The sequence below is a fragment of the Vibrio algicola genome, assembly GCF_009601765.2.
Taxonomy (GTDB): domain Bacteria; phylum Pseudomonadota; class Gammaproteobacteria; order Enterobacterales; family Vibrionaceae; genus Vibrio; species Vibrio algicola.
In genome coordinates this window covers 486,918-506,953 of sequence record NZ_CP045699.1, presented here as the reverse complement: position 1 = coordinate 506,953, position 20,036 = coordinate 486,918, and the positions used below count along the sequence as shown (strand labels likewise).

The following is a 20,036-nucleotide window of genomic DNA, read 5'->3' as shown; positions in this document are numbered from 1 at the left end:
GAACTTTATTTTTAAGTCGCTATTTTTCCAAGCGTGCTTATCGAAAATTCGGCTAGTTAGTCAAACCACCAATACAAACATATTTGGTTTCTAGATACTCTTCTAGCCCTTCTTTACCGCCTTCTCGACCCTTGCCTGATTGCTTAACACCGCCAAAAGGAGCCACTTCCGTTGAAATGATCCCTTCATTAACGCCAACCATGCCATATTCAAGGTTATGCGCCACTCGCCAAATACGGTTCATATTTTGACTATAAAAATAGGCGGCTAAACCATAAATCGTATCATTGGCCATCTTGATCATTTCATCTTCATCGCTAAAACGAATTATCGGCAATACAGGACCAAAGATTTCCCCCTGCACTAATGGACGATCATGTTCAACATCGACCAAAACGGTAGGCGCAACAAATTGTCCATCTAACTGCACTTCTTTATTAATTTGCTTGGCCCCTCGCCCTTTCGCTTCACGGATCAGATCCGACACTCTTTGCTTGGCTTGTAGGGTAATAAGTGGGCCTATATCCGTACTGTCATCTAAACCGTTACCCACGGTCAGTTTATCAACCGCAGTGACGAGTTTTTCAACAAATTCATCATAAACGCTGTCTTGTACATAGAACCGATTGGAGCAGACACAGGTTTGCCCAGCATTACGAAATTTACTCGCGATGGCACCTTGTACCGCACTATCAATATCGGCATCATCAAACACCACAAAAGGCGCATTACCGCCAAGCTCCATCGAGGTTCGTTTAATGGTTGAAGCACATTGCATTTGCAGTTTACGCCCAACTAACGTCGACCCCGTAAACGAAAATTTTCGAACCGAAGAGTGATAAGTAAACGCTTCGCCAATATCATGCGCATCGCCAATCACCATGCGCAGTACGTCTTTCGGAATGCCCGCTTGATAAGCCAATTCCGTCACCGCAATCGCCGTTAATGGTGTTAATTCAGACGGCTTACAAATAAAGCTGCAACCAGCGGCTAATGCAGGGGCAGCCTTACGGGTGATCATCGCTAATGGGAAATTCCAGGGTGTAATCGCCGCAGCGACACCAATCGCTTGTTTAACCGTCAGCAAGGTTCGGTCACTAGAGGGCGAAGGAATGGTCGAACCATAAGCACGGCGTCCTTCTTCAGCAAACCATTCAATAAATGATGCGCCGTATCGAACTTCCCCTAATGCTTCTTTTAGTGGTTTGCCACCTTCAAGCGTAATAATGCGCGCTAAGTCGTCTATATTTTCAAGAATTAACTGATGCCAACGCTTAAGCAAATTTGAGCGATCTTGAGCGGAACGTTTTTGCCATTCAACCTGGCCGACTTCAAGCTCTAAAACTTCATCTTCAACTTGGGCTTGATTGACCGTTTTGACGATAGCCAGCAAACTATCATCAAATGGGTTGAATACTGATAGCCCTTTCCCTTCTGTTAGCATTGCAGCCAGAAGTGTTTTATTTTTTATGTGATTCATACTATTCCTTATTCTAAGACTAGGGGCTGTTGATCTTTCGTGATTAAATTTTGTTCGAGATAAAAGCCTTTTAATCGAGACAAGTCGATTGAAGCCTAGTTATTCTAAGTAAATGAGACTTAACGAAGAGTAAAAGGCTTTTAGCCGAACCCTTCGGGCTGCGTTTGTTGGTCTTTTCTGCTTCGTCATCGGCTTTTCGTGTAGCCAGCTACACCACAAAGCCTCTTCCTTGTATAAAAACCCAACAATTCGCAGCAAAAACAACCACGAAAGATCAACAGCCCCTAATCAGATTCAAGCGTTATTAAAGCTTCGTTTAAGAGTGTCACAAACTCAAGCGCTTAGATAGAAAAAAGCCCCAGTCATCACGACTAGGGCTCACTTTCTTTTGATACTAAAGTAAAATTAATCGAGAGAAATAAACAGCACTCGACCTTCTTTCTTGATCGTTGCGTCACCTTTTACGGTTAAGCGAGGATCGTTTATTACTTCAATGTTGTCATTTTTCCAACCATATTGATAGAAAAACGGCTTAATGTAGTGATAACGCAAATTCGATTCTATGTTAAATGACGTCGATTGTGTGCGATCTAACATATACTTGCTCATTTTTTCCTCATCAACACTCACCACTACTTTATCAAATAACGCTGGCTGTTTGAGGTAATTTCTACCATCGTGCTGCTCTAAGATCTGCGACATTACATCACGACTGTGGGCGTAGCTGTAGTTATAAGCATGCATTTGATATGAGAACGGAATAAACAAGGTTAACAAGGTCAGTAATCGCCACCATTTATTCGGGATCAACATCAAGAGCACCGCCATACCAATTGGGAAGGTCACTCCAGAGCGAAGTGGCACTTTCACCCCTAATGGCACTACACTGGCATACAGTGAGATCACCACAATTAACACGATGACAGTATATTTAAAGTGCTTAACCAGCGCCCATAAGGCAGTCAAAGCAATCGGGATATAAAGCCAAGGACTTAACGCGCCAAAGTAATCAACGTTACGATCAAAGTTACCAGCACTTTTAGCAATATTGGCCAGTAATGATGACAAGCTATTTGATGGTGTTTCTTGACGCCAACTGACAAAATGAATAAAGGTCGCATGATCGGTAAACATCGAGGTATACAAGTACACCAAGCCATTCGCCACGGCGTAACCTGCGACATAACCGATAATCCAAAAGCATAAAAACTTAAAGATCTCACCATAAGTTGCATTTCTTAAATTTGAAAGAAAAAGCAGTGGTATTAAGAAGTAAAAGGCCGGGTAAGTGGCAAATAATAAAATCCCCGCCACAATCAGTAAGGCTGAACGATGAATGCTCTCTTTATAACAAGCAAACAACGCTAGCATAAAGCAGCCTGGAAGCAAGGTCATCGGCCATTTCAACAACATGGTAAATGACGGAATATTGATGATTAATAAAGCCACCGCAATCGCTAACCAATAATCCTTCTTCACCCCCATCACAACTTTATAAGCAAAGATGAACAAGAAGATATTGGCTAAGCTCGCCGCCATCACCGCCGGCATTGCTCGTAAAGGATAATAAAGCGCAAAGTTAATCCAACGACCTTCAGTGGTGAACTTCTCTGCGTAGCCGTTCATATATGGCAATGCATCATGGGCAATATTCGACGACATAGCCAAATGCAAATTCAGCACCGTCACTACTGCAAATACAACCACCACTAACCATTGAATAACTTGTAGCGGATCAAGGCGACCATTTTTGTCGTAAAATCCTTGAGTTAACTTGTCCATCGAAACTCCATCTGTGAACACTTTCTTATAGCCAAAATAATTGATCCCCATTGAGACACAGACCGCTAATGCTTGGCCGATATACACATGTAAATGACCAAAATGCACCAGCAAATACAGCGAACCGGTTGAACACGCCAATGAGGTCAAGTTGACCACACAAAACGGGATAAACTGCCCGCCTTTTTTCTCGCTTTTAAATACAAAAGTACGATTAAGCGCGTAACTCACTATCATGCCAACAAAATACGATAAAACCGAGGACACCAAATAGCGCCCCGACATTTCATAAAACGCCATAAAGGCCAAGTAGGCGGTGACAGTATTCAGTCCCCCTACGATGGCAAAGCGTAACTTTTGCTGAAAATCAGAAGTAACTAAGTTACTCAGCAGTTGGGCTGGTTTCTTCAGCATCGGTTTCTCTTTGTTGTTTAATAATATATAGAGGACGATCTTTTGATTCGTTGTAAATACGCGCAATGTATTCACCGACAATACCGATGGAGATCAATTGAACCCCACCCATAAATAAAACGGCGACGAAAAGAGAAGTCCAACCCGACTCCCAATGATCAGTCATAATACGAACATAAACCGAATAAAGCAGCATTAACATCGCGATACCAGAACAAGCAAAGCCCATTAATACGGATAATTTCAATGGTTTAACCGAGAACGACAAAATGCCATCCAAACCAAATTTAATCATTTTTGTTAGTGGGTATTTAGATTCACCCGCAAAACGTGGAGAACGCTCGTATTCAATTGCCGTTTGATTAAAACCAATCCAGCTCACCATACCGCGAATAAAGCGCGATTTTTCAGGCATCGCAATCAAATGATCTACCACTTGGCGATCCATTAAACGAAAATCGCCGGTATCCAATGGGATTTCAACTTCTGACAAGTAATTCAATAAGCGATAGAAGGTTTTGGCGGTCACTAATTTAAACCAAGATTCACCATCACGACTGGCACGAGTGCCATAAACCACGTCAAAGCCTTGCTCCCACTTAACGATCATATCTTCGATGACTTTAGGTGGATCTTGTAGATCGGCATCGATCAACACCACTGCATCACCGGTGCTAACATCTAAGCCGGCACTCACTGCTTGTTGGTGACCAAAGTTACGAGAAAATGAAACTGTTCTCACATTATCATGCAGCTTACTATGAGCTAAAAGCTTAGCCTCAGTATCATCTGAACTGCCGTCATTAACGAAGATCAATTCAAATTTATAGTTAGCAATTCCCTTAGTGACCGAAAGTAACTCGTCCATCGTTGTATCAATAACTTCGCTTTCATTAAAACAAGGAACCACAATAGAAACTGTTTTCATATTTTCTCCAGGAACTTCTTTAGCTCATTCACCAGTCAAACACTCACATGTCGCTAGTTTTCAAAAATTAATGTTGCTTTCCCGCACCTTAAGTGCCGCCACATGATCGTCTCATCATTCACTAACATTGAAGTTAACAGTTCAATGTTAGAGAAATGACAAGTAAAAGTGTAAATATTTATTACTTAGTGAAATTTAAGTCAATTAACGTCTTATTGATCAAAAAATGCAAGTTGTGAGGCACCTAAAGCGTGATTTAGTTCGCATTTATTTTCTATTAATTAAACGTATTCAGCTAACCGGTCAGTCACTACGACCTAGATGATAAGTTTAGTTACAAATTGAGATTGTGCTTAGGAGTTAAGGTCTGTTTTGTGTTGAGAGGAAAAGAAACAAAATCAGTGGGGCAGAAGAAATAAAACTTTAAACGCAAAAAAGCCGACCCATGAGGATCGGCTTTTTTCTAAATAGTGGTAGCGGTAGGCGGACTTGAACCGCCACGCCCGAAGGCAACGGATTTTGAATCCGTCGTGTATACCAATTTCACCATACCGCCACTAAATTTCTCATCCGCTCGCGCTTTGAGTTGCCGCTAAGGAGTGACAGGAATTATACTTATGCTAAGACGTCATGCAAGTAATTAATTTTGAAATTGATTTGATCGCTGATATTTTCAGCATAAATTACGCTTTTATACATTTTAGTTCTTTCCAGTGCTCGGCCAACTCGCTATTCTGCTGATAAGTTTACTAATGATAGAGTGTTATGACTTCCCTACCCAATCAATCGCCTGCTGGATTCTTTCGCCGCTTTGGCGCGTTTTTTTATGATACTTTAATCATTATTGCCGTTTTGATGATCGCAGTGGGGATTATTGTCGCCACCATGGAAGCCTTGGTTTACCTCGGCGTAATGGATTATGGCGGCTATATTGATGCCAGCGACTTACTGAACCATCATCCGATTGGGCGTTGGTTGTATCATGCTTATCTTTTATTGGTTTGGTTTGGCTTTTTTAGCTTCTTCTGGCAAAAAGGACAAACGCTTGGTATGCGTGCTTGGAAGATCACTGTGATGAATCAAGATGGTAGTGCGCTCAGCTTTAAACAATCTTTAATTCGCTTTGCTACTGCCTTGCTTGGGTTAGGCAACCTACTTTCTCTCGTGACTTCTGATAAAAGAGCACTGCAAGATATCTGCGCTCAATGCCAAGTCGTGTATTCGCCACAAATTCGTTAATACCCATTCCATAAATTGAATGATCGTTCAAAATTGAGTACAGAAAAAAGTATCAAAGGCGACGGATGGACTTTTCTCAAGCGACCAAGGACGGATCAGCGTCTTTTCGGCCTATTCAAATGGATCAAATATTAAATGGAATTGGTATAAGTTAAAATAGCGCGAAATGAATACTCAAAAAAAAGGGATGCCAATCTAAAATGGCATCCCTTTTTTTTAGAACAACTGCCCCTAGGCTGGCTATAGCTTACGGCGCATGAGCATGACGGCAACGATTAAGAATAACACGCTGGGAGTCAAGGCCCCGATTACCGGTGGAATGCCGTATACCAAGCTCATAGGACCAAAAACTTCACTCGATATATAAAAGGTAAAGCCAGCTACAATGCCCGATAAGATCCGAGCGCCCATACTCACCGAGCGCAACGGTCCAAATACAAACGATAACGCCATTAACATCATAACCGCCACCGAAAGAGGCTGGAATACTTTGTGCCAAAATGCCAAATCGTAACGCGAAGCATCTTGTTTTGACTCTTTTAAGTAATTCACGTAATCGTATAAACCACTCAATGGTAACTCTTCAGGCTTGACCGTAACGACGGTTAATTTATCAGGTGTTAATGTGGTGTCCCATTCATAACTGGGTAAATTGGTTTTCGATATTTGTATTTTATTTTCCATTTTAGTGACTTGGACGTTTTTCATTATCCATTTTTGGCCTTTTTCATATTTAACGGTGTCGGACACTAAAATATTTTTAAGGTTTTTATCATGGTCGAATTGCCAAATACTGACGCCGCGTAACTCATGCTCGCCATTAACTCGTGCAATGTAGATAAAGTTATCACCATCTTTGGCCCATACCCCATCTTGTACAGAGGTGATACTGCCACCAGCAATCGCCAATGCACGGCCATCACGCGCCATTTTTTGCGCTTGAGGTGAACCCCATTGGCCCAAAATCATGATCATCAACATTAGCGGAACTGCAGTTTTTAAGACCGAAAGACCAATCTCTAGTTTGGATACGCCAGAAGCTTGCATGACAACTAACTCAGAACTGGCAGCTAACATACCTAAACCAATCAAAGCGCCCAACAAGGCCGCCATTGGAAAGAATACTTCGATATCACGTGGGATACTCAAAATCACAAAATACAATGCTTCGGTTAAATCGTAAGTCCCTTTGCCAACTTTGCGTAACTGCTCAACATATTTGATGATGGCAGACAAACCAACTAAGGTTGCTAAACACAAAGAAGAGGTCGCAATAATGGTGCGGCCAATATACCAATCGAGAATTTTAAACACGGCTTAGATTCCCTTCTTCTTTTTGAATCTATCTTTGAGTTTTCGCACAAAGATACTATCTAAACTATTGAGAATGATCCCGACCACCAATAGCCCAGCATTGATTGCCCACATCCCCACCGAAGCCGGAACGGAACCATCTTCAATACCCGATTTCATCGCACTGATCGATAAGAAATACGCTAAATACAATAAAACGGCTGGGAACAGTTTGGCAAACCGCCCTTGTCTTGGGTTAACCGAGGACAGTGGCACCACCACTAACGTTAATAAAGGCACACACACAATCAAAGTGATACGCCATTGCAATTCAGCTTTTGCCTCTAAATTAGGGTTATTCCATAACTCTTTGATCGGCAGCGCTTCCCATTTACGTTTCTTTTTCTTAGCCTCTCGCTGACCGATCAAACCAGAATATTCATCGTAACTGGTGTTCATGTAATCTAATGAGTTAGGCACACCTTCATAGCGCACCCCATCTTTTAAAGTCAAAATTTGACGACCATCGGCAAACTCTTGCGCCACACCTGAGTTAGCAAACATTACGCTAGGTCTGGTTGAGCCCCTTGGCGCAGGTTGCGCGACAAACACATTGGTCAATTTTTTATCTTTTATATCGTCAACAAACACCACAGCTTGACCATCTGGAGAGGTCTGGAATTGACCTTTTTTCAATAAATCGATACTGCTACTGGTTGAAAGGTGCTCCATGAGTTGAGCCACTTTTTCTTGGCTCCAAGGGGCAAGCCAAACCGAGTTCACCATCGCGATCCCGCCCGTAATAATGGCAAGATAAAGCGCGGCATGGATCAAGAATTTATTCCCGATACCGGTGGCGTTCATTACCGTGATCTCACTCTCGGCATACAAACGACCAAAGGTCAGCAAAATACCGACATAAATACTAAGAGGCAGCATCAGCAAGCCCATCGTCGGCATGTTTAAACCCACGACTTGTAGGATCATGCTGGCAGGGATATCCCCATCAGAGGCTTCGGCAAGCACACTTATAAATTTTTGGCTAAAAAACACGAGAAAAAGCACAAAGAATACGGCTAACTGGCTTTTGAGTGTCTCGCGGATCAAATATCTAACAATAATCACGCAGTATCACCTATACAAAACTTGTTTTTTTGACGGAATCACTATAATTTTCCGATGAGTCTATTATTTTTGATAATTTTTAACTATATTAATTTGTAAAATCTTGGTTGTTTCTGTTGAAGCACAAGATAATCCATTTATACATCAAATGTGTTTAGCTTAATTTTAGAACAAATTCTTTCTATTAAGACCATGACTAAGCATTATCCATCATTTGATTCGATTTGTCTTTAGGATGTAGGAGTAAGCATGGAGTTCAGTGTAAAAAGTGGCAGCCCTGAGAAACAGCGCAGTGCCTGTATTGTAGTCGGTGTATTTGAACCACGCCGTCTTTCTCCTGTCGCCGAGCAACTTGATAAGATCAGCGACGGCTACATTAGTTCTTTATTACGCCGTGGCGACCTTGAAGGTAGACCAGGCCAAATGCTGTTATTGCATCAAGTACCGGGTATTTTATCTGAGCGTGTGTTGCTAGTTGGCTGCGGTAAAGAGCGCGAATTAGGCGAACGTCAATATAAAGACATCATCCAAAAAACTATTGGCACACTTAATGACACCGGTTCAATGGAAGCAGTATGCTTCTTAACCGAACTGCATGTCAAAGGTCGTGATACTTATTGGAAAGTGCGCCAAGCGGTTGAATCAACCAAAGATAGCTTGTACACCTTTGATCAATTCAAGAGCAACAAACCTGAAACTCGCCGTCCTTTGCGCAAATTGGTATTTAATGTCCCAACTCGCCGTGAACTCAGTCTTGGCGAAAAAGCAATTGCTCACGGTTTAGCCATCGCATCTGGGGTTAAATCATCAAAAGATCTTGGCAACATGCCACCAAATATTGCCAATCCTGCTTACTTAGCTTCTCAAGCGCGTCGTTTAGCCGATGACTTTGAAACCATCACCACCAAAATTATTGGTGAAGAAGAGATGGATAAACTGGGAATGCATTCTTACCTAGCGGTTGGTCGTGGTTCTCGCAATGAATCCATGATGTCGGTGATTAGCTATAAAGGCAATCCTGATCCAGAAGCAAAACCAATTGTCCTAGTCGGCAAAGGCTTAACCTTTGATTCAGGCGGCATTTCATTAAAACCTGGCGAAGCTATGGATGAGATGAAATACGACATGTGCGGCGCAGCTTCTGTTTTCGGCACCATGAAAACATTAGCAAAACTGAACCTGCCAATTAATGTAGTTGCGATTCTGGCCGGTTGTGAAAACATGCCAGGCAGTAATGCGTATCGTCCGGGTGATATTCTGACCACCATGTCAGGTCAAACGGTTGAAGTATTAAATACGGATGCAGAAGGTCGCTTAGTATTATGTGACGTATTAACTTACGTTGAACGTTTTGATCCAGATTGTGTGGTGGATGTGGCAACCTTAACCGGTGCTTGTGTGATGGCGCTTGGTCATCATATTAGTGGCTTAGTGGCGAACCATAACCCACTGGCTCATGAACTAATCAATGCCTCTGAACAAGCTGGCGATCGCGCTTGGCGTCTGCCAATGGCCGATGAGTATCAAGAACAACTAAACAGTCCATTTGCTGATATGGCGAATATTGGTGGCCGTCCTGCTGGCACTATCACCGCAGGTTGTTTCTTGTCTCGTTTTACTAAAAAGTACAACTGGGCACATCTTGATGTTGCCGGTACCGCTTGGAAATCTGGCGCACAAAAAGGCTCAACCGGTCGTCCTGTTTCTTTGCTGGTGCAGTTTCTATTGAATAAGGCTTCTACTGGCCAAGTTTTATTAGAAGAATAAATAATCTTCGTAATTGAAGCTACAGCTTTGTTGGTTTCGTTCGCTCACCCCAATCACTTAGGCTAGCCTTCTTGTTATAAAAAGAAGGCTCATGGGACTGAACGAACTTACCGCCTCACTGTAACTCCACTTACTTTGATTATATATTTGTTTTACTTAAATTATTGTGTCAAGTAAAACCGATATACAAGCTAAATATAAAAGGGCCATTGTGCCCTTTTTGTGTTTTCGTCTTTCTAATTATCTTTGATGTTTTACAATTACCAATCATTTGAGAGCTTTTATCAATGAGCTTTGAGCTATGGGCCTATTATGAGCATTGCGACTTTTTACATCATTGAGCCAAATTCCGTTCAAGCGACACAAATAGGTCATATTGAATATGTGATTTTTTTAGCTCGCTATTTTGCTGAGCAAGGTGCAAAAGTTTATATTAACGCACAAGATAAAACTCAAGCAGAAACGATTGATGAGCATTTTTGGCAGCAACAAAGTGAAAATTATCAAGCGCATAACTTAGTTGGAGAAGGGCCTCATTATGGCACCCCGATCGAAATTGGTTACTCACAAGTCAGACCAAATCGTAACCGCCAGCTGGTGATCAATATGAGCCACGATAAGACAAATTTTGCCCTGAGCTTTACACAAGTGGTAGACTTCGTTGCTTGCGAAGAAAAAGGAAAGCAACAAGCCCGAGAAAGGTATAAAATCTACCGACAAGCAGGGTTTGAAATGCAGACCATAAACATTGAAAACCAAGCGGCAACTTAACCTAAAATCCTTATAGCTAAACCAATCATTTATAGGCTGTTGTTTTAGCTATAACGTTTTACATTGACACTAACCTTATTTTTCACGCTCACAGTATCGATAAAAGAAGACTATGGAAAAGACATATAACCCAACATCAATTGAACAAGCGCTATATCAGCGTTGGGAAGAAGCTGGTTACTTTAAGCCTCATGGTGACACATCAAAACAAGCTTACAGCATTGTGATCCCGCCACCGAACGTCACTGGTAGCCTACACATGGGTCATGCTTTCCAAGATACCATTATGGATACTTTTATCCGTTGTGAGCGCATGAAAGGCAAAAACACCCTTTGGCAAGTCGGTACCGATCACGCAGGTATTGCAACTCAAATGGTGGTTGAACGTAAAATTGCCGCTGAAGAAAATAAAACCAAGCATGATTATGGCCGTGAAGCTTTCATCGACAAGATCTGGGAATGGAAAGCCGAGTCTGGTGGCAACATCACTCGTCAACTTCGTCGCCTTGGTGCATCTGTTGATTGGGAACGTGAACGCTTTACGATGGATGACGGTTTATCTAACGCCACCAAAGAAGTGTTTGTTCGCCTTTATGAAGACGACCTAATCTATCGTGGTAAACGTCTGGTTAACTGGGATCCAAAACTGCACACTGCAATTTCGGATCTTGAAGTTGAAAATAAAGACAAAAAAGGCTTCATGTGGCACTTCCGCTACCCACTTGCCAACGGCGTAAAAACCGCGGATGGTAAAGACTACATTGTGGTTGCCACAACTCGCCCTGAAACCGTATTAGGTGATACTGGCGTAGCGGTTAACCCGGAAGATCCTCGTTATAAAGATCTGATCGGTAAAGAAATCTTACTTCCTTTAGTTAATCGCTTAATCCCAATCGTCGCCGATGAACACGCTGATATGGAAAAAGGCACAGGTTGTGTGAAGATCACCCCTGCGCACGATTTTAACGATTACGAAGTAGGTAAACGTCATCAACTGCCGATGATCAATATCCTGACCCTTAATGCCGACATTCGTGATAACGCCGAAGTATTTACCACGACTGGTGAGCCTTCTGATGTTTACAGCACCGAACTGCCAGGGCAATTTAAAGGCATGGAACGTTTTGCTGCGCGTAAAGCCGTGGTAGCAGAATTAGATGCTCTTGGTCTGTTAGAAGAAATAAAAGATCACGACTTAACCGTACCTTATGGTGACCGTGGCGGCGTGGTGATTGAACCAATGCTGACTGACCAATGGTATGTTCGTACTGCGCCATTAGCGGCACCAGCCGTTAAAGCAGTAGAAGATGGCGAAATCCAATTTGTACCAAAGCAATATGAAAATATGTACTTCGCGTGGATGCGTGATGTGCAAGACTGGTGTATCTCGCGTCAACTTTGGTGGGGTCATCGTATTCCAGCATGGTATGACAACGATGGTAATGTTTATGTTGGACGCGATGAAGATGAAGTTCGCGCGCAAAACAACTTAGCACCGGTTGTGGTTCTACGCCAAGATGATGACGTATTAGATACTTGGTTCTCATCGGCGTTATGGACATTCGGCACCATGGGCTGGCCTGAGAAAACTCAAGATTTGTCTACCTTCCACCCAACCGATGTGTTGGTGTCTGGTTTTGACATCATCTTCTTCTGGGTTGCTCGTATGATCATGATGACCATGCACTTTGTCAAAGACGAAGACGGAAAATCTCAAGTTCCTTTTAAAACCGTTTACATGACCGGACTTATCCGTGATGAAAACGGCGATAAAATGTCGAAATCAAAAGGTAACGTCCTTGATCCGATCGATATGATTGACGGCATCGGCCTTGAAGAATTAGTTGAAAAACGTTGTGGCAACATGATGCAGCCTAAACTGGCCGCTAAAATTGAAAAAGCCACTCGTAAGACATTTGAAAACGGGATTGAACCTTACGGCACCGACGCATTGCGCTTTACTCTGGCGGCAATGGCATCAACCGGTCGTGATATTAACTGGGATATGAAACGCCTAGAAGGTTACCGTAACTTCTGTAACAAGTTATGGAACGCCAGCCGTTATGTGTTGATGAACACCGAAGATCAAGACTGTGGTTTTGCACCGGATGCAGAGCTTGAATATTCACTCGCCGATCGTTGGATTGAATCTCAGTTTGAATTAGCAGCAAAAGATTTTAATACTCATATCGAAAACTTCCGCTTGGATATGGCGGCCAATACTTTGTACGAGTTCATCTGGAACCAATTCTGTGACTGGTACTTAGAGTTAACCAAACCAATCCTTTGGAAAGGCACCGAAGCCAAGCAACGCGCCACTCGTCGCACCTTGATCACGGTCCTTGAGAAAACGCTACGTTTAGCACACCCAGTATTGCCATTTATTACTGAGTCCATCTGGCAAAGTGTCAAGCCGCTGGTTGATGGCGTTGAGGGGGACACCATTATGACCCAGGCATTGCCTCAGTTTAATGCTGACAACCTAGACGAAACCGCAGTGGCGGATATTGAGTGGGTGAAGCAATTCATCACTTGCATCCGTAACCTACGCGCTGAATACGATATTGCGCCAAGTGTTGCGTTATCTGTGATGCTAAAAGCCGATGCTACCGACACTGCTCGCCTACAAGCCAACTTAAACGTACTGAGCTCGCTTGCGAAACTAGAAGAGATCAAAGTATTAGCAGAAGGTGATACTCAGGTCGATGGCAAAGATATTCCAGCATGTGCAACCGCATTGGTGGGTAAATCAACACTGATGATCCCAATGGCTGGTCTTATCGACAAAGACGCTGAACTGGCTCGCTTAGATAAAGAATCGGTTCGTATTCAAGGCGAAATCAAACGCATTGAAGGCAAACTCAACAACCAAGGCTTTGTAGCAAAAGCGCCAGAAGCGGTAGTGGCTGCAGAACGTGGCAAGCTTGAAGGTTACCAAGATACTTTGGTTAAACTGGAAGAGCAAAAAGCGACAATTGCCGCGCTGTAATAAATAGCGTAGTAATGTAAGCTTTTCATTCGAAACAAAAATAAAGGGTCAGCCATTGGGTTGGCCTTTTTTGTTAGCTTTAATAGCCAATACCTATTAATAAAATCGCCAAACTTAATTGATAATGATTATCATTTACATTATGATATTTTCATCAGCTCAACAAATGCCTTGGAGCAAGCTCATGAAAAAAACTCTCACTTTTGCGGTATTACATTTTAGCGTTGCCTTCTCTTTAGCTTATTTACTGACTGGCGATATTATTATTGGCAGCCTGATCGCCATGACCGAACCTATGGTCAATACCGTCGCTTTCTATTTTCATGACAAAGTATGGCAACGAAATAAGCTGTTAAGAGTTGCCCTGCAAGCACCATCAAAAAAGACTCTCAGCTTTGCGGTATTACACTTTAGTGTTGCATTTTTAGTGACTTACTTATTAACCGGCGACGCCTTTATTGGTGGCTTAATGGCGACCATTGAACCGAGCGTAAATACTGTGGTGTTTTATTTTCATGAGCGTTTTTGGCAACGTAAGCAAAATATCCAGTTTAGCTTGCAATGCCACCATCATGACTTACAGCAACACGGTCAGGAATTATCTGAAGCACCATTAGAAAAGAATGCCTTATCGGCTTAACTCGACATACGCCTTCGCATTTTCAACCTTTTAGCTCAATGAACGTCCTCTTCATTGAGCTTTTTTATTGCAGCAATACTTGTCCCTGAAAATTGAGCGTGTTATTAAAGCATTCTCATTTATCAATATGATCATCAACATGCATTCTAATTTCCAGATCCGTCCCATCCAACCAACCGATAACGCGGCCATTGCTCAAGTTATCCGCGATGTTTCTGCCGAGCATGGCTTAACCGCCGATAAAGGTTATAGCGTTGCTGATCCGACATTAGATACATTATATGACGTTTATAATGTTGTTAACGCTCAATATTGGGTACTAGTGGATAGTCACGATACCGTGGTTGGTGGTGCAGGAATTGCGCCATTAGCAGGCAAGCCCGAAGTATGCGAATTACAAAAGATGTATATTTTGCCACCAGCGCGCAGACTAGGCTTGGCTCAACAGTTGATCGCGTTATGTTCAGATAAAGCCAAACAATTGGGCTATACACAATGCTATTTAGAATCGACTGCCGAACTTAACGCTGCATTAGCTTTATATCAAAAAATCGGCTTTGAACATTTAGATGCCCCGTGGGGAAATACAGGGCATGGTGATTGTGAAGTAGTGATGGTTAAAGCGCTATAACGGATAATGGCTCACACATTGGGTTTCTGACAGCCCGATATCAAATGGAAAGTGATAACCATCTAAATGAACAAATAGTTGTGTCGCGCCAGATAACACGTCTCGACTATCGTCAGATAATAGCGCTTGTTGCGGCGCGTCGATTTGAAAAATAGCGCTCACATGATCGCTACGAATATCGAGCGGCACCGTATAAGTCATGCCGTTATATTTAATATCTGCCGCCACTAAACCCGGTTTCAATGAATGGTAATAGACATCGACTTTAAGCTCACAACCGCCACCATGATGCCAAATCTGCTCGGTGGAAACATGATGCAAACGGACGCTGCGGATCAAACGTAAAAAAGGCGCACGTTTAATTCCAACACGGTTATTGCAAGGTTCAGCTTGCTGGTGATCCAAATGACAAACCGTCGCTTGTTCATCTATAAGCCAATCCTCTTCTTGATCTAAGAATAATATCTCAATCCGATTCTTGCCTAGGTTTAAATATTCTTTAATGTCTTTTTGGTAACGATAACGACTGCCATCGCAATCATATACCGCCACCCCACCGACACGTACTTCAGCGTAATGGTTGATACCCTCAATCACTAAGTCAATCGCCGCCAAGCCAAGCATAGCTTCATCGACTTCGATATCGTGCATCAAATGCCATTCTTGTTCGGCAATCTGTTGCTCTGATACATGCACAGGAAGCACGGAGCTTAGCACCGCCGGAAATTCAAGATCGGCTTGCGGTAGGGTTAAATCGGTTAATGGTGATAACTGCCAAAAGCCTGTCAGAGGTTGATGCATAATCGTCCGTGAAAAGTAGTCATTTATAGATAAGTATAGATATAAAAAAACCAGCAACAGGCTGGTTTTTTATTGGCAGTAATAAGCGTCTCTTATTCTGCGTCGTAATCGTCATTTTCTTCATCGTAGATAGCGTCTTCGCCTTCATAGAAGGTTCCCCAGCCATCGTAAATGATGTCGTATTTTTCTGCCAAGTTAACCAGTTTTTCAACTTGCTCATCAATCAGAAGTGGATCCAATGCAGATTGCATAATGGCATCGCAGCATAAGACTTTGGTGCCGTCTTCATCTTCTGTTTCTTCCGCTTCTAATACTTCAAAGCCCATCTTGAATGCTTCAATAACCGCTTCTTGCAAAACTTCGAGATCTTCTGCAAATAAGTGGTGCTCGATATCATACAAAGCATCAGGTTCACTGCCATCTTCAATCAATGCTGCGATAATTTCGCGAGTTTCTTCTTTTTGGAATTCAATCAGCTCTTCAACTGATAAGTAATCATCTTGCATAGATTGATCATTGTTAGACATAACCGTGCTCCAATATGGGCTTAATTCAGAATCGCTATTTTGCCACGAAACGCCAACAGAGGTAAGTGAAAATGCGCGATGTTAAGATAAAATCGCATTATGTTTTAACAAAGTAGCATTGCATTGATATAAAAGCCCCTCGCGCTGCATGATGCCGCACAATTCTCAGCGTCACTTTCTGCATAAACACTAAAAACTGTTACTATCGAATTCATCATTATCGCAATTTAGTGTCACTATAGTCACTAACTTCAGCAAAAAAACCATCAACACGATAAATAAAAATTCACTTTATTCGCATTTTTATGTATAAATATCGTTTGGTATATTAATAAGGACATTATTATGGCTTTCAATCTTCGCAATCGTCATTTTCTCAAGTTACTCGACTTCACCCCGAAAGAGATCCAATTTCTATTGGCGCTGTCGGCCGATCTCAAAAAAGCCAAATATGCCGGATCGGAGCGAAAAACTTTAGTTGGAAAAAACATTGCGTTGATCTTTGAAAAGTCATCCACTCGTACTCGTTGTGCCTTTGAAGTTGCCGCGTTCGATCAAGGCGCTCAAGTATCTTATCTTGGCCCTTCTGGCTCTCAAATCGGCCATAAAGAATCCATGAAAGATACCGCTCGGGTACTTGGCCGTATGTATGATGGTATTGAATACCGTGGCTACGGACAAAGTATTGTCGAAGAGCTAGCCCAATACGCAGGTGTTCCGGTTTGGAATGGCTTAACTGATGAGTTCCACCCTACTCAAATTTTGGCCGATTTTTTAACCATGCAAGAGTATGCTTGCGGTAAACAATTGCATGACATTAGCTTTGCTTACCTAGGTGATGCGCGTAACAATATGGGCAATTCACTCATGGTTGGGGCGGCAAAAATGGGTATGGACATTCGCTTAGTTGCCCCAAAAGCCTTTTGGCCTGAAGAAGAATTAGTGAGTCAGTGTCAAGCGATTGCAGCGCAAACTGGCGCCACCATCACCTTAACCGAAGATGTGGCCAGCGGCGTGAAAGGTTGTGACTTCCTGTATACCGATGTGTGGGTATCCATGGGAGAGGCAGCACAAGCTTGGGATGAGCGCGTTGCATTAATGACACCCTATCAAATCAACCAAGCCATGCTTGAGGCGACTGGCAATCCACACGTTAAATTTATGCACTGCTTACCGGCTTTTCATAACGATGAAACCACGGTAGGCAAAGAAGTGGCGGCAAAGTACAACATGAAGGGGTTGGAAGTCACCGAAGAAGTGTTTGAGTCCGATCATTCGATTGTCTTTGATCAAGCCGAAAACCGCATGCACACCATTAAGGCGATCATGGTAGCGACACTCGGCAGTTAGGTTTCACTCGTTCACATCGGTTACGCTTTGCTGGGTGAAAGTTGAGCAACATCAACTCGGTTGGCATTAAGTGAGCAAACGCTTGCGCAAACAGAGATTGTGGGTATAATTTTCCCAAATCAATGAAGGGAAGATGAAATGCTACAGCAAGGTAAAATTACCGAGTTATGTTACAAGCGAATTAGCTTGGGTGCTGTTGTTATTCCATCTTTTCATTCATAAATAAACCTCCTGTTATCGGGAGGTTTTTTTATGTCTGGATTATTTAAACCCAGTTGCGGTATTTCATAATCGATTCATATTAATAGACTTAACAATGCAATATCGCCTCATATTCAGTTACTGTTAGCTAATGCAATAAGGAACCCACATGGCAAACTCGCTCTATCAAAAGCATATTATTTCGATTCCAGAACTTTCACGCCAAGAAATGGAATTAATCATTCAAACTGCCGCGAAGATAAAAGCAGAGCCTCAACCTGAATTGATTAAAGGTAAAGTGGTTGCCAGTTGTTTTTTTGAACCATCAACTCGTACTCGTCTTTCTTTTGAAACGGCGATCCAACGTATTGGCGGCAGTGTGATTGGCTTTGATAATGCCGGTAACACCTCTCATGCCAATAAGGGTGAAACACTGGCCGATTCGATTCAAATTATCTCATCGTATGTCGATGCGTTTGTGATGCGCCACCCACAAGAAGGCGCAGCACGTTTAGCCTCTGAATTTTCCAACAACACGCCAATCATCAATGCTGGCGATGGTTCCAATCAACATCCAACTCAAACTTTGCTCGATTTATACACCATTTATGAAACTCAAGGCACATTAGATGGCATTAGCATTGCGTTTGTCGGTGACCTTAAATATGGCCGTACCGTGCACTCGCTCACTCAAGCATTGGCTAAGTTTGATAATGTGCGTTTCTACTTTATTGCACCAGAAGCCTTGGCCATGCCAGATTACATTTGCGAAGAACTCGACGATGCAGGCATTACTTATAGCTTGCATTCAGAAGTGGAAAGCGTGATGGAAAACCTTGATATTTTGTACATGACCCGAGTGCAAAAAGAGCGTTTTGATGAATCTGAATATGCTCACATTAAATCAGCGTTTGTATTAACCGCCGCCTCACTTAAAGATGCCAAAGAGAACTTGAAAGTGCTGCACCCTCTGCCGCGCGTCGATGAAATCACGGTCGATGTCGATAAAACGCCGCACGCCTATTACTTCCAACAAGCCGAGAACGGTGTCTATGCCCGTACCGCGTTGTTAGCCCTTGTCCTTAACTCAACTTTATAAAAGGAGATCATCATGTCTAAGCAAAATCATTTGCAAGTTGAAGCAATTAAAAATGGCACCGTGATCGATCATATTCCTGCGCATGTTGGAGTAAAAGTACTGCGCCTATTTAATATGCACAACTCGAATGAACGCGTCACTATTGGCTTGAATTTGCCATCATCGGCGCTCGGGGCTAAAGATTTATTAAAAGTAGAAAACACCTTTATTAGCCAAGAACAAGCGCAGAAATTAGCCTTATATGCACCAAAAGCGACGGTAAATCAAATTGAAAACTACGCCGTGGTCAAAAAGCTTGAGCTCACTCTCCCTAAACAGGTGGTGGATGTTTTTCGTTGTGCCAATAGCAACTGCATTACACATAACGAACCGGTATCGAGTAGTTTTAGCGTGATTGAGAAAAATGATGTGATTCGATTGAAGTGCAAATACTGTGAAAAAAGCTTCTCGCGCGACATTATGACCGAAAAGTAAATCATCGCTATTGAGTTTGCTCGAAATACGGTTTAACCACTCATCAACATTCGTTATGATAAGCGTTCATATTGACGAATTAATAAATGGATATTGAAACATGACAAAAGTACTTCATACAGACGCAGCGCCAGCAGCAATCGGTCCTTATGTACAAGGTGTTGACCTTGGCAGCATGATCATGACGTCAGGTCAGATCCCAGTAAATCCAAGTACAGGTGAAGTGCCTAGTGATATTAAAGCGCAAGCTCGTCAATCGCTTGATAACGTTAAAGCGGTGGTTGAATCTTCTGGTTTAACCGTCGGCGATATTGTGAAAATGACGGTATTTGTAAAAGACTTAAATGACTTTGTCACGGTTAATGAAGTGTACGGCGCTTTCTTTGATGAGCATAAGGTTGCTAACTACCCTGCTCGTTCATGTGTTGAAGTCGCTCGTCTACCAAAAGATGTTGGCATTGAAATCGAAGCAATTGCAGTGCGTAAGTAATATTCGAATTCATATTCACACTAAGTAATACCCAT

Annotated in this window: 17 protein-coding genes and 1 tRNA gene; 10 read left to right on the top strand and 8 right to left on the bottom strand. The window is 42.5% G+C overall.

All coding sequences use genetic code 11. The features are described 5' to 3' along the window. Positions 1-52 precede the first annotated feature (52 nt). The 4 genes from GFB47_RS02220 to GFB47_RS02205 form a co-directional block, all read right to left on the bottom strand. Positions 53-1,480, bottom strand: coding sequence for an NAD-dependent succinate-semialdehyde dehydrogenase (locus GFB47_RS02220; RefSeq protein WP_153446226.1), 1,428 nt, complete (start codon positions 1,478-1,480; stop codon positions 53-55). Between the two features lie 405 nt (positions 1,481-1,885). Further along, a complete protein-coding gene (locus tag GFB47_RS02215) occupies positions 1,886-3,676 on the bottom strand; it encodes a GtrA family protein (protein WP_153446224.1) in 1,791 nt (596 codons plus the stop codon). Beyond that, entirely contained in the window at positions 3,645-4,604 is a 960-nt protein-coding gene (locus GFB47_RS02210) for a glycosyltransferase family 2 protein (RefSeq protein ID WP_153446223.1), read from the bottom strand. The genes GFB47_RS02215 and GFB47_RS02210 overlap by 32 nt, the downstream gene beginning before the upstream one ends. 471 nt (positions 4,605-5,075) lie before the next feature. Next, positions 5,076-5,160 (bottom strand) — tRNA-Leu (locus GFB47_RS02205). 209 nt (positions 5,161-5,369) lie between these two features. On the opposite strand from GFB47_RS02205, the gene GFB47_RS02200 reads away from it, so the two are divergent. Next, positions 5,370-5,843 carry an RDD family protein gene (locus tag GFB47_RS02200; RefSeq protein WP_153446221.1) on the top strand — a complete coding sequence of 158 codons (474 nt, stop codon included), beginning with the start codon at positions 5,370-5,372 and terminating at the stop codon, positions 5,841-5,843. A gap of 240 nt (positions 5,844-6,083) precedes the next feature. Here the strand turns inward: GFB47_RS02200 and lptG are convergent, their stop codons facing one another. Both lptG and lptF read right to left on the bottom strand, forming a co-directional pair. Continuing rightward, complete coding sequence (gene lptG / locus GFB47_RS02195; RefSeq protein ID WP_153446219.1) at positions 6,084-7,157, bottom strand: LPS export ABC transporter permease LptG; 1,074 nt, start codon at positions 7,155-7,157, stop codon at positions 6,084-6,086. A gap of 3 nt (positions 7,158-7,160) precedes the next feature. Further along, positions 7,161-8,261 (bottom strand): LPS export ABC transporter permease LptF, encoded by a 1,101-nt coding sequence (lptF, locus tag GFB47_RS02190; RefSeq protein ID WP_153446217.1) that lies wholly within the window; start codon positions 8,259-8,261, stop codon positions 7,161-7,163. 249 nt (positions 8,262-8,510) lie between these two features. On the opposite strand from lptF, the gene pepA reads away from it, so the two are divergent. The 5 genes from pepA (at position 8,511) to GFB47_RS02165 (ending at position 15,059) form a co-directional block, all read left to right on the top strand. Then, on the top strand, positions 8,511-10,028 hold the full coding sequence (gene pepA / locus GFB47_RS02185; RefSeq protein ID WP_153446216.1) for a leucyl aminopeptidase: 1,518 nt from the start codon (positions 8,511-8,513) through the stop codon (positions 10,026-10,028). Between the two features lie 312 nt (positions 10,029-10,340). Then, positions 10,341-10,799 (top strand): DNA polymerase III subunit chi, encoded by a 459-nt coding sequence (locus GFB47_RS02180; protein ID WP_153446214.1) that lies wholly within the window; start codon positions 10,341-10,343, stop codon positions 10,797-10,799. A 112-nt stretch (positions 10,800-10,911) separates the two neighbouring features. Then, positions 10,912-13,788 (top strand): valine--tRNA ligase, encoded by a 2,877-nt coding sequence (locus GFB47_RS02175; RefSeq protein WP_153446212.1) that lies wholly within the window; start codon positions 10,912-10,914, stop codon positions 13,786-13,788. A 184-nt stretch (positions 13,789-13,972) separates the two neighbouring features. Further along, the gene (locus GFB47_RS02170; protein ID WP_153446210.1) at positions 13,973-14,428 is read left to right on the top strand and encodes a DUF2061 domain-containing protein; all 456 of its coding nucleotides are present in this window, start codon (positions 13,973-13,975) and stop codon (positions 14,426-14,428) included. A 139-nt stretch (positions 14,429-14,567) separates the two neighbouring features. Continuing rightward, the gene (locus tag GFB47_RS02165) at positions 14,568-15,059 is read left to right on the top strand and encodes a GNAT family N-acetyltransferase (protein WP_407701684.1); all 492 of its coding nucleotides are present in this window, start codon (positions 14,568-14,570) and stop codon (positions 15,057-15,059) included. On the opposite strand, the gene GFB47_RS02160 is transcribed toward GFB47_RS02165, so the two are convergent. Continuing rightward, positions 15,054-15,860 (bottom strand): glycosyl hydrolase 2 galactose-binding domain-containing protein, encoded by an 807-nt coding sequence (locus tag GFB47_RS02160; protein WP_153446208.1) that lies wholly within the window; start codon positions 15,858-15,860, stop codon positions 15,054-15,056. The two genes, GFB47_RS02165 and GFB47_RS02160, sit on opposite strands and share 6 nt — an antisense overlap. A 92-nt stretch (positions 15,861-15,952) precedes the next feature. Beyond that, complete coding sequence (gene rraB / locus GFB47_RS02155; RefSeq protein ID WP_407701683.1) at positions 15,953-16,387, bottom strand: ribonuclease E inhibitor RraB; 435 nt, start codon at positions 16,385-16,387, stop codon at positions 15,953-15,955. 345 nt (positions 16,388-16,732) lie between these two features. Between rraB and GFB47_RS02150 the strand changes: the two genes are divergently transcribed. The 4 genes from GFB47_RS02150 (at position 16,733) to GFB47_RS02135 (ending at position 20,001) form a co-directional block, all read left to right on the top strand. Then, positions 16,733-17,737 (top strand): ornithine carbamoyltransferase, encoded by a 1,005-nt coding sequence (locus GFB47_RS02150; protein WP_153446207.1) that lies wholly within the window; start codon positions 16,733-16,735, stop codon positions 17,735-17,737. A gap of 370 nt (positions 17,738-18,107) precedes the next feature. Then, a complete protein-coding gene (gene pyrB / locus GFB47_RS02145; RefSeq protein WP_153446204.1) occupies positions 18,108-19,037 on the top strand; it encodes an aspartate carbamoyltransferase in 930 nt (309 codons plus the stop codon). A gap of 12 nt (positions 19,038-19,049) precedes the next feature. After that, positions 19,050-19,511 carry an aspartate carbamoyltransferase regulatory subunit gene (pyrI, locus tag GFB47_RS02140; protein ID WP_153446202.1) on the top strand — a complete coding sequence of 154 codons (462 nt, stop codon included), beginning with the start codon at positions 19,050-19,052 and terminating at the stop codon, positions 19,509-19,511. A 100-nt stretch (positions 19,512-19,611) separates the two neighbouring features. After that, a complete protein-coding gene (locus tag GFB47_RS02135; protein ID WP_153446201.1) occupies positions 19,612-20,001 on the top strand; it encodes a Rid family detoxifying hydrolase in 390 nt (129 codons plus the stop codon). Positions 20,002-20,036 lie beyond the last annotated feature (35 nt).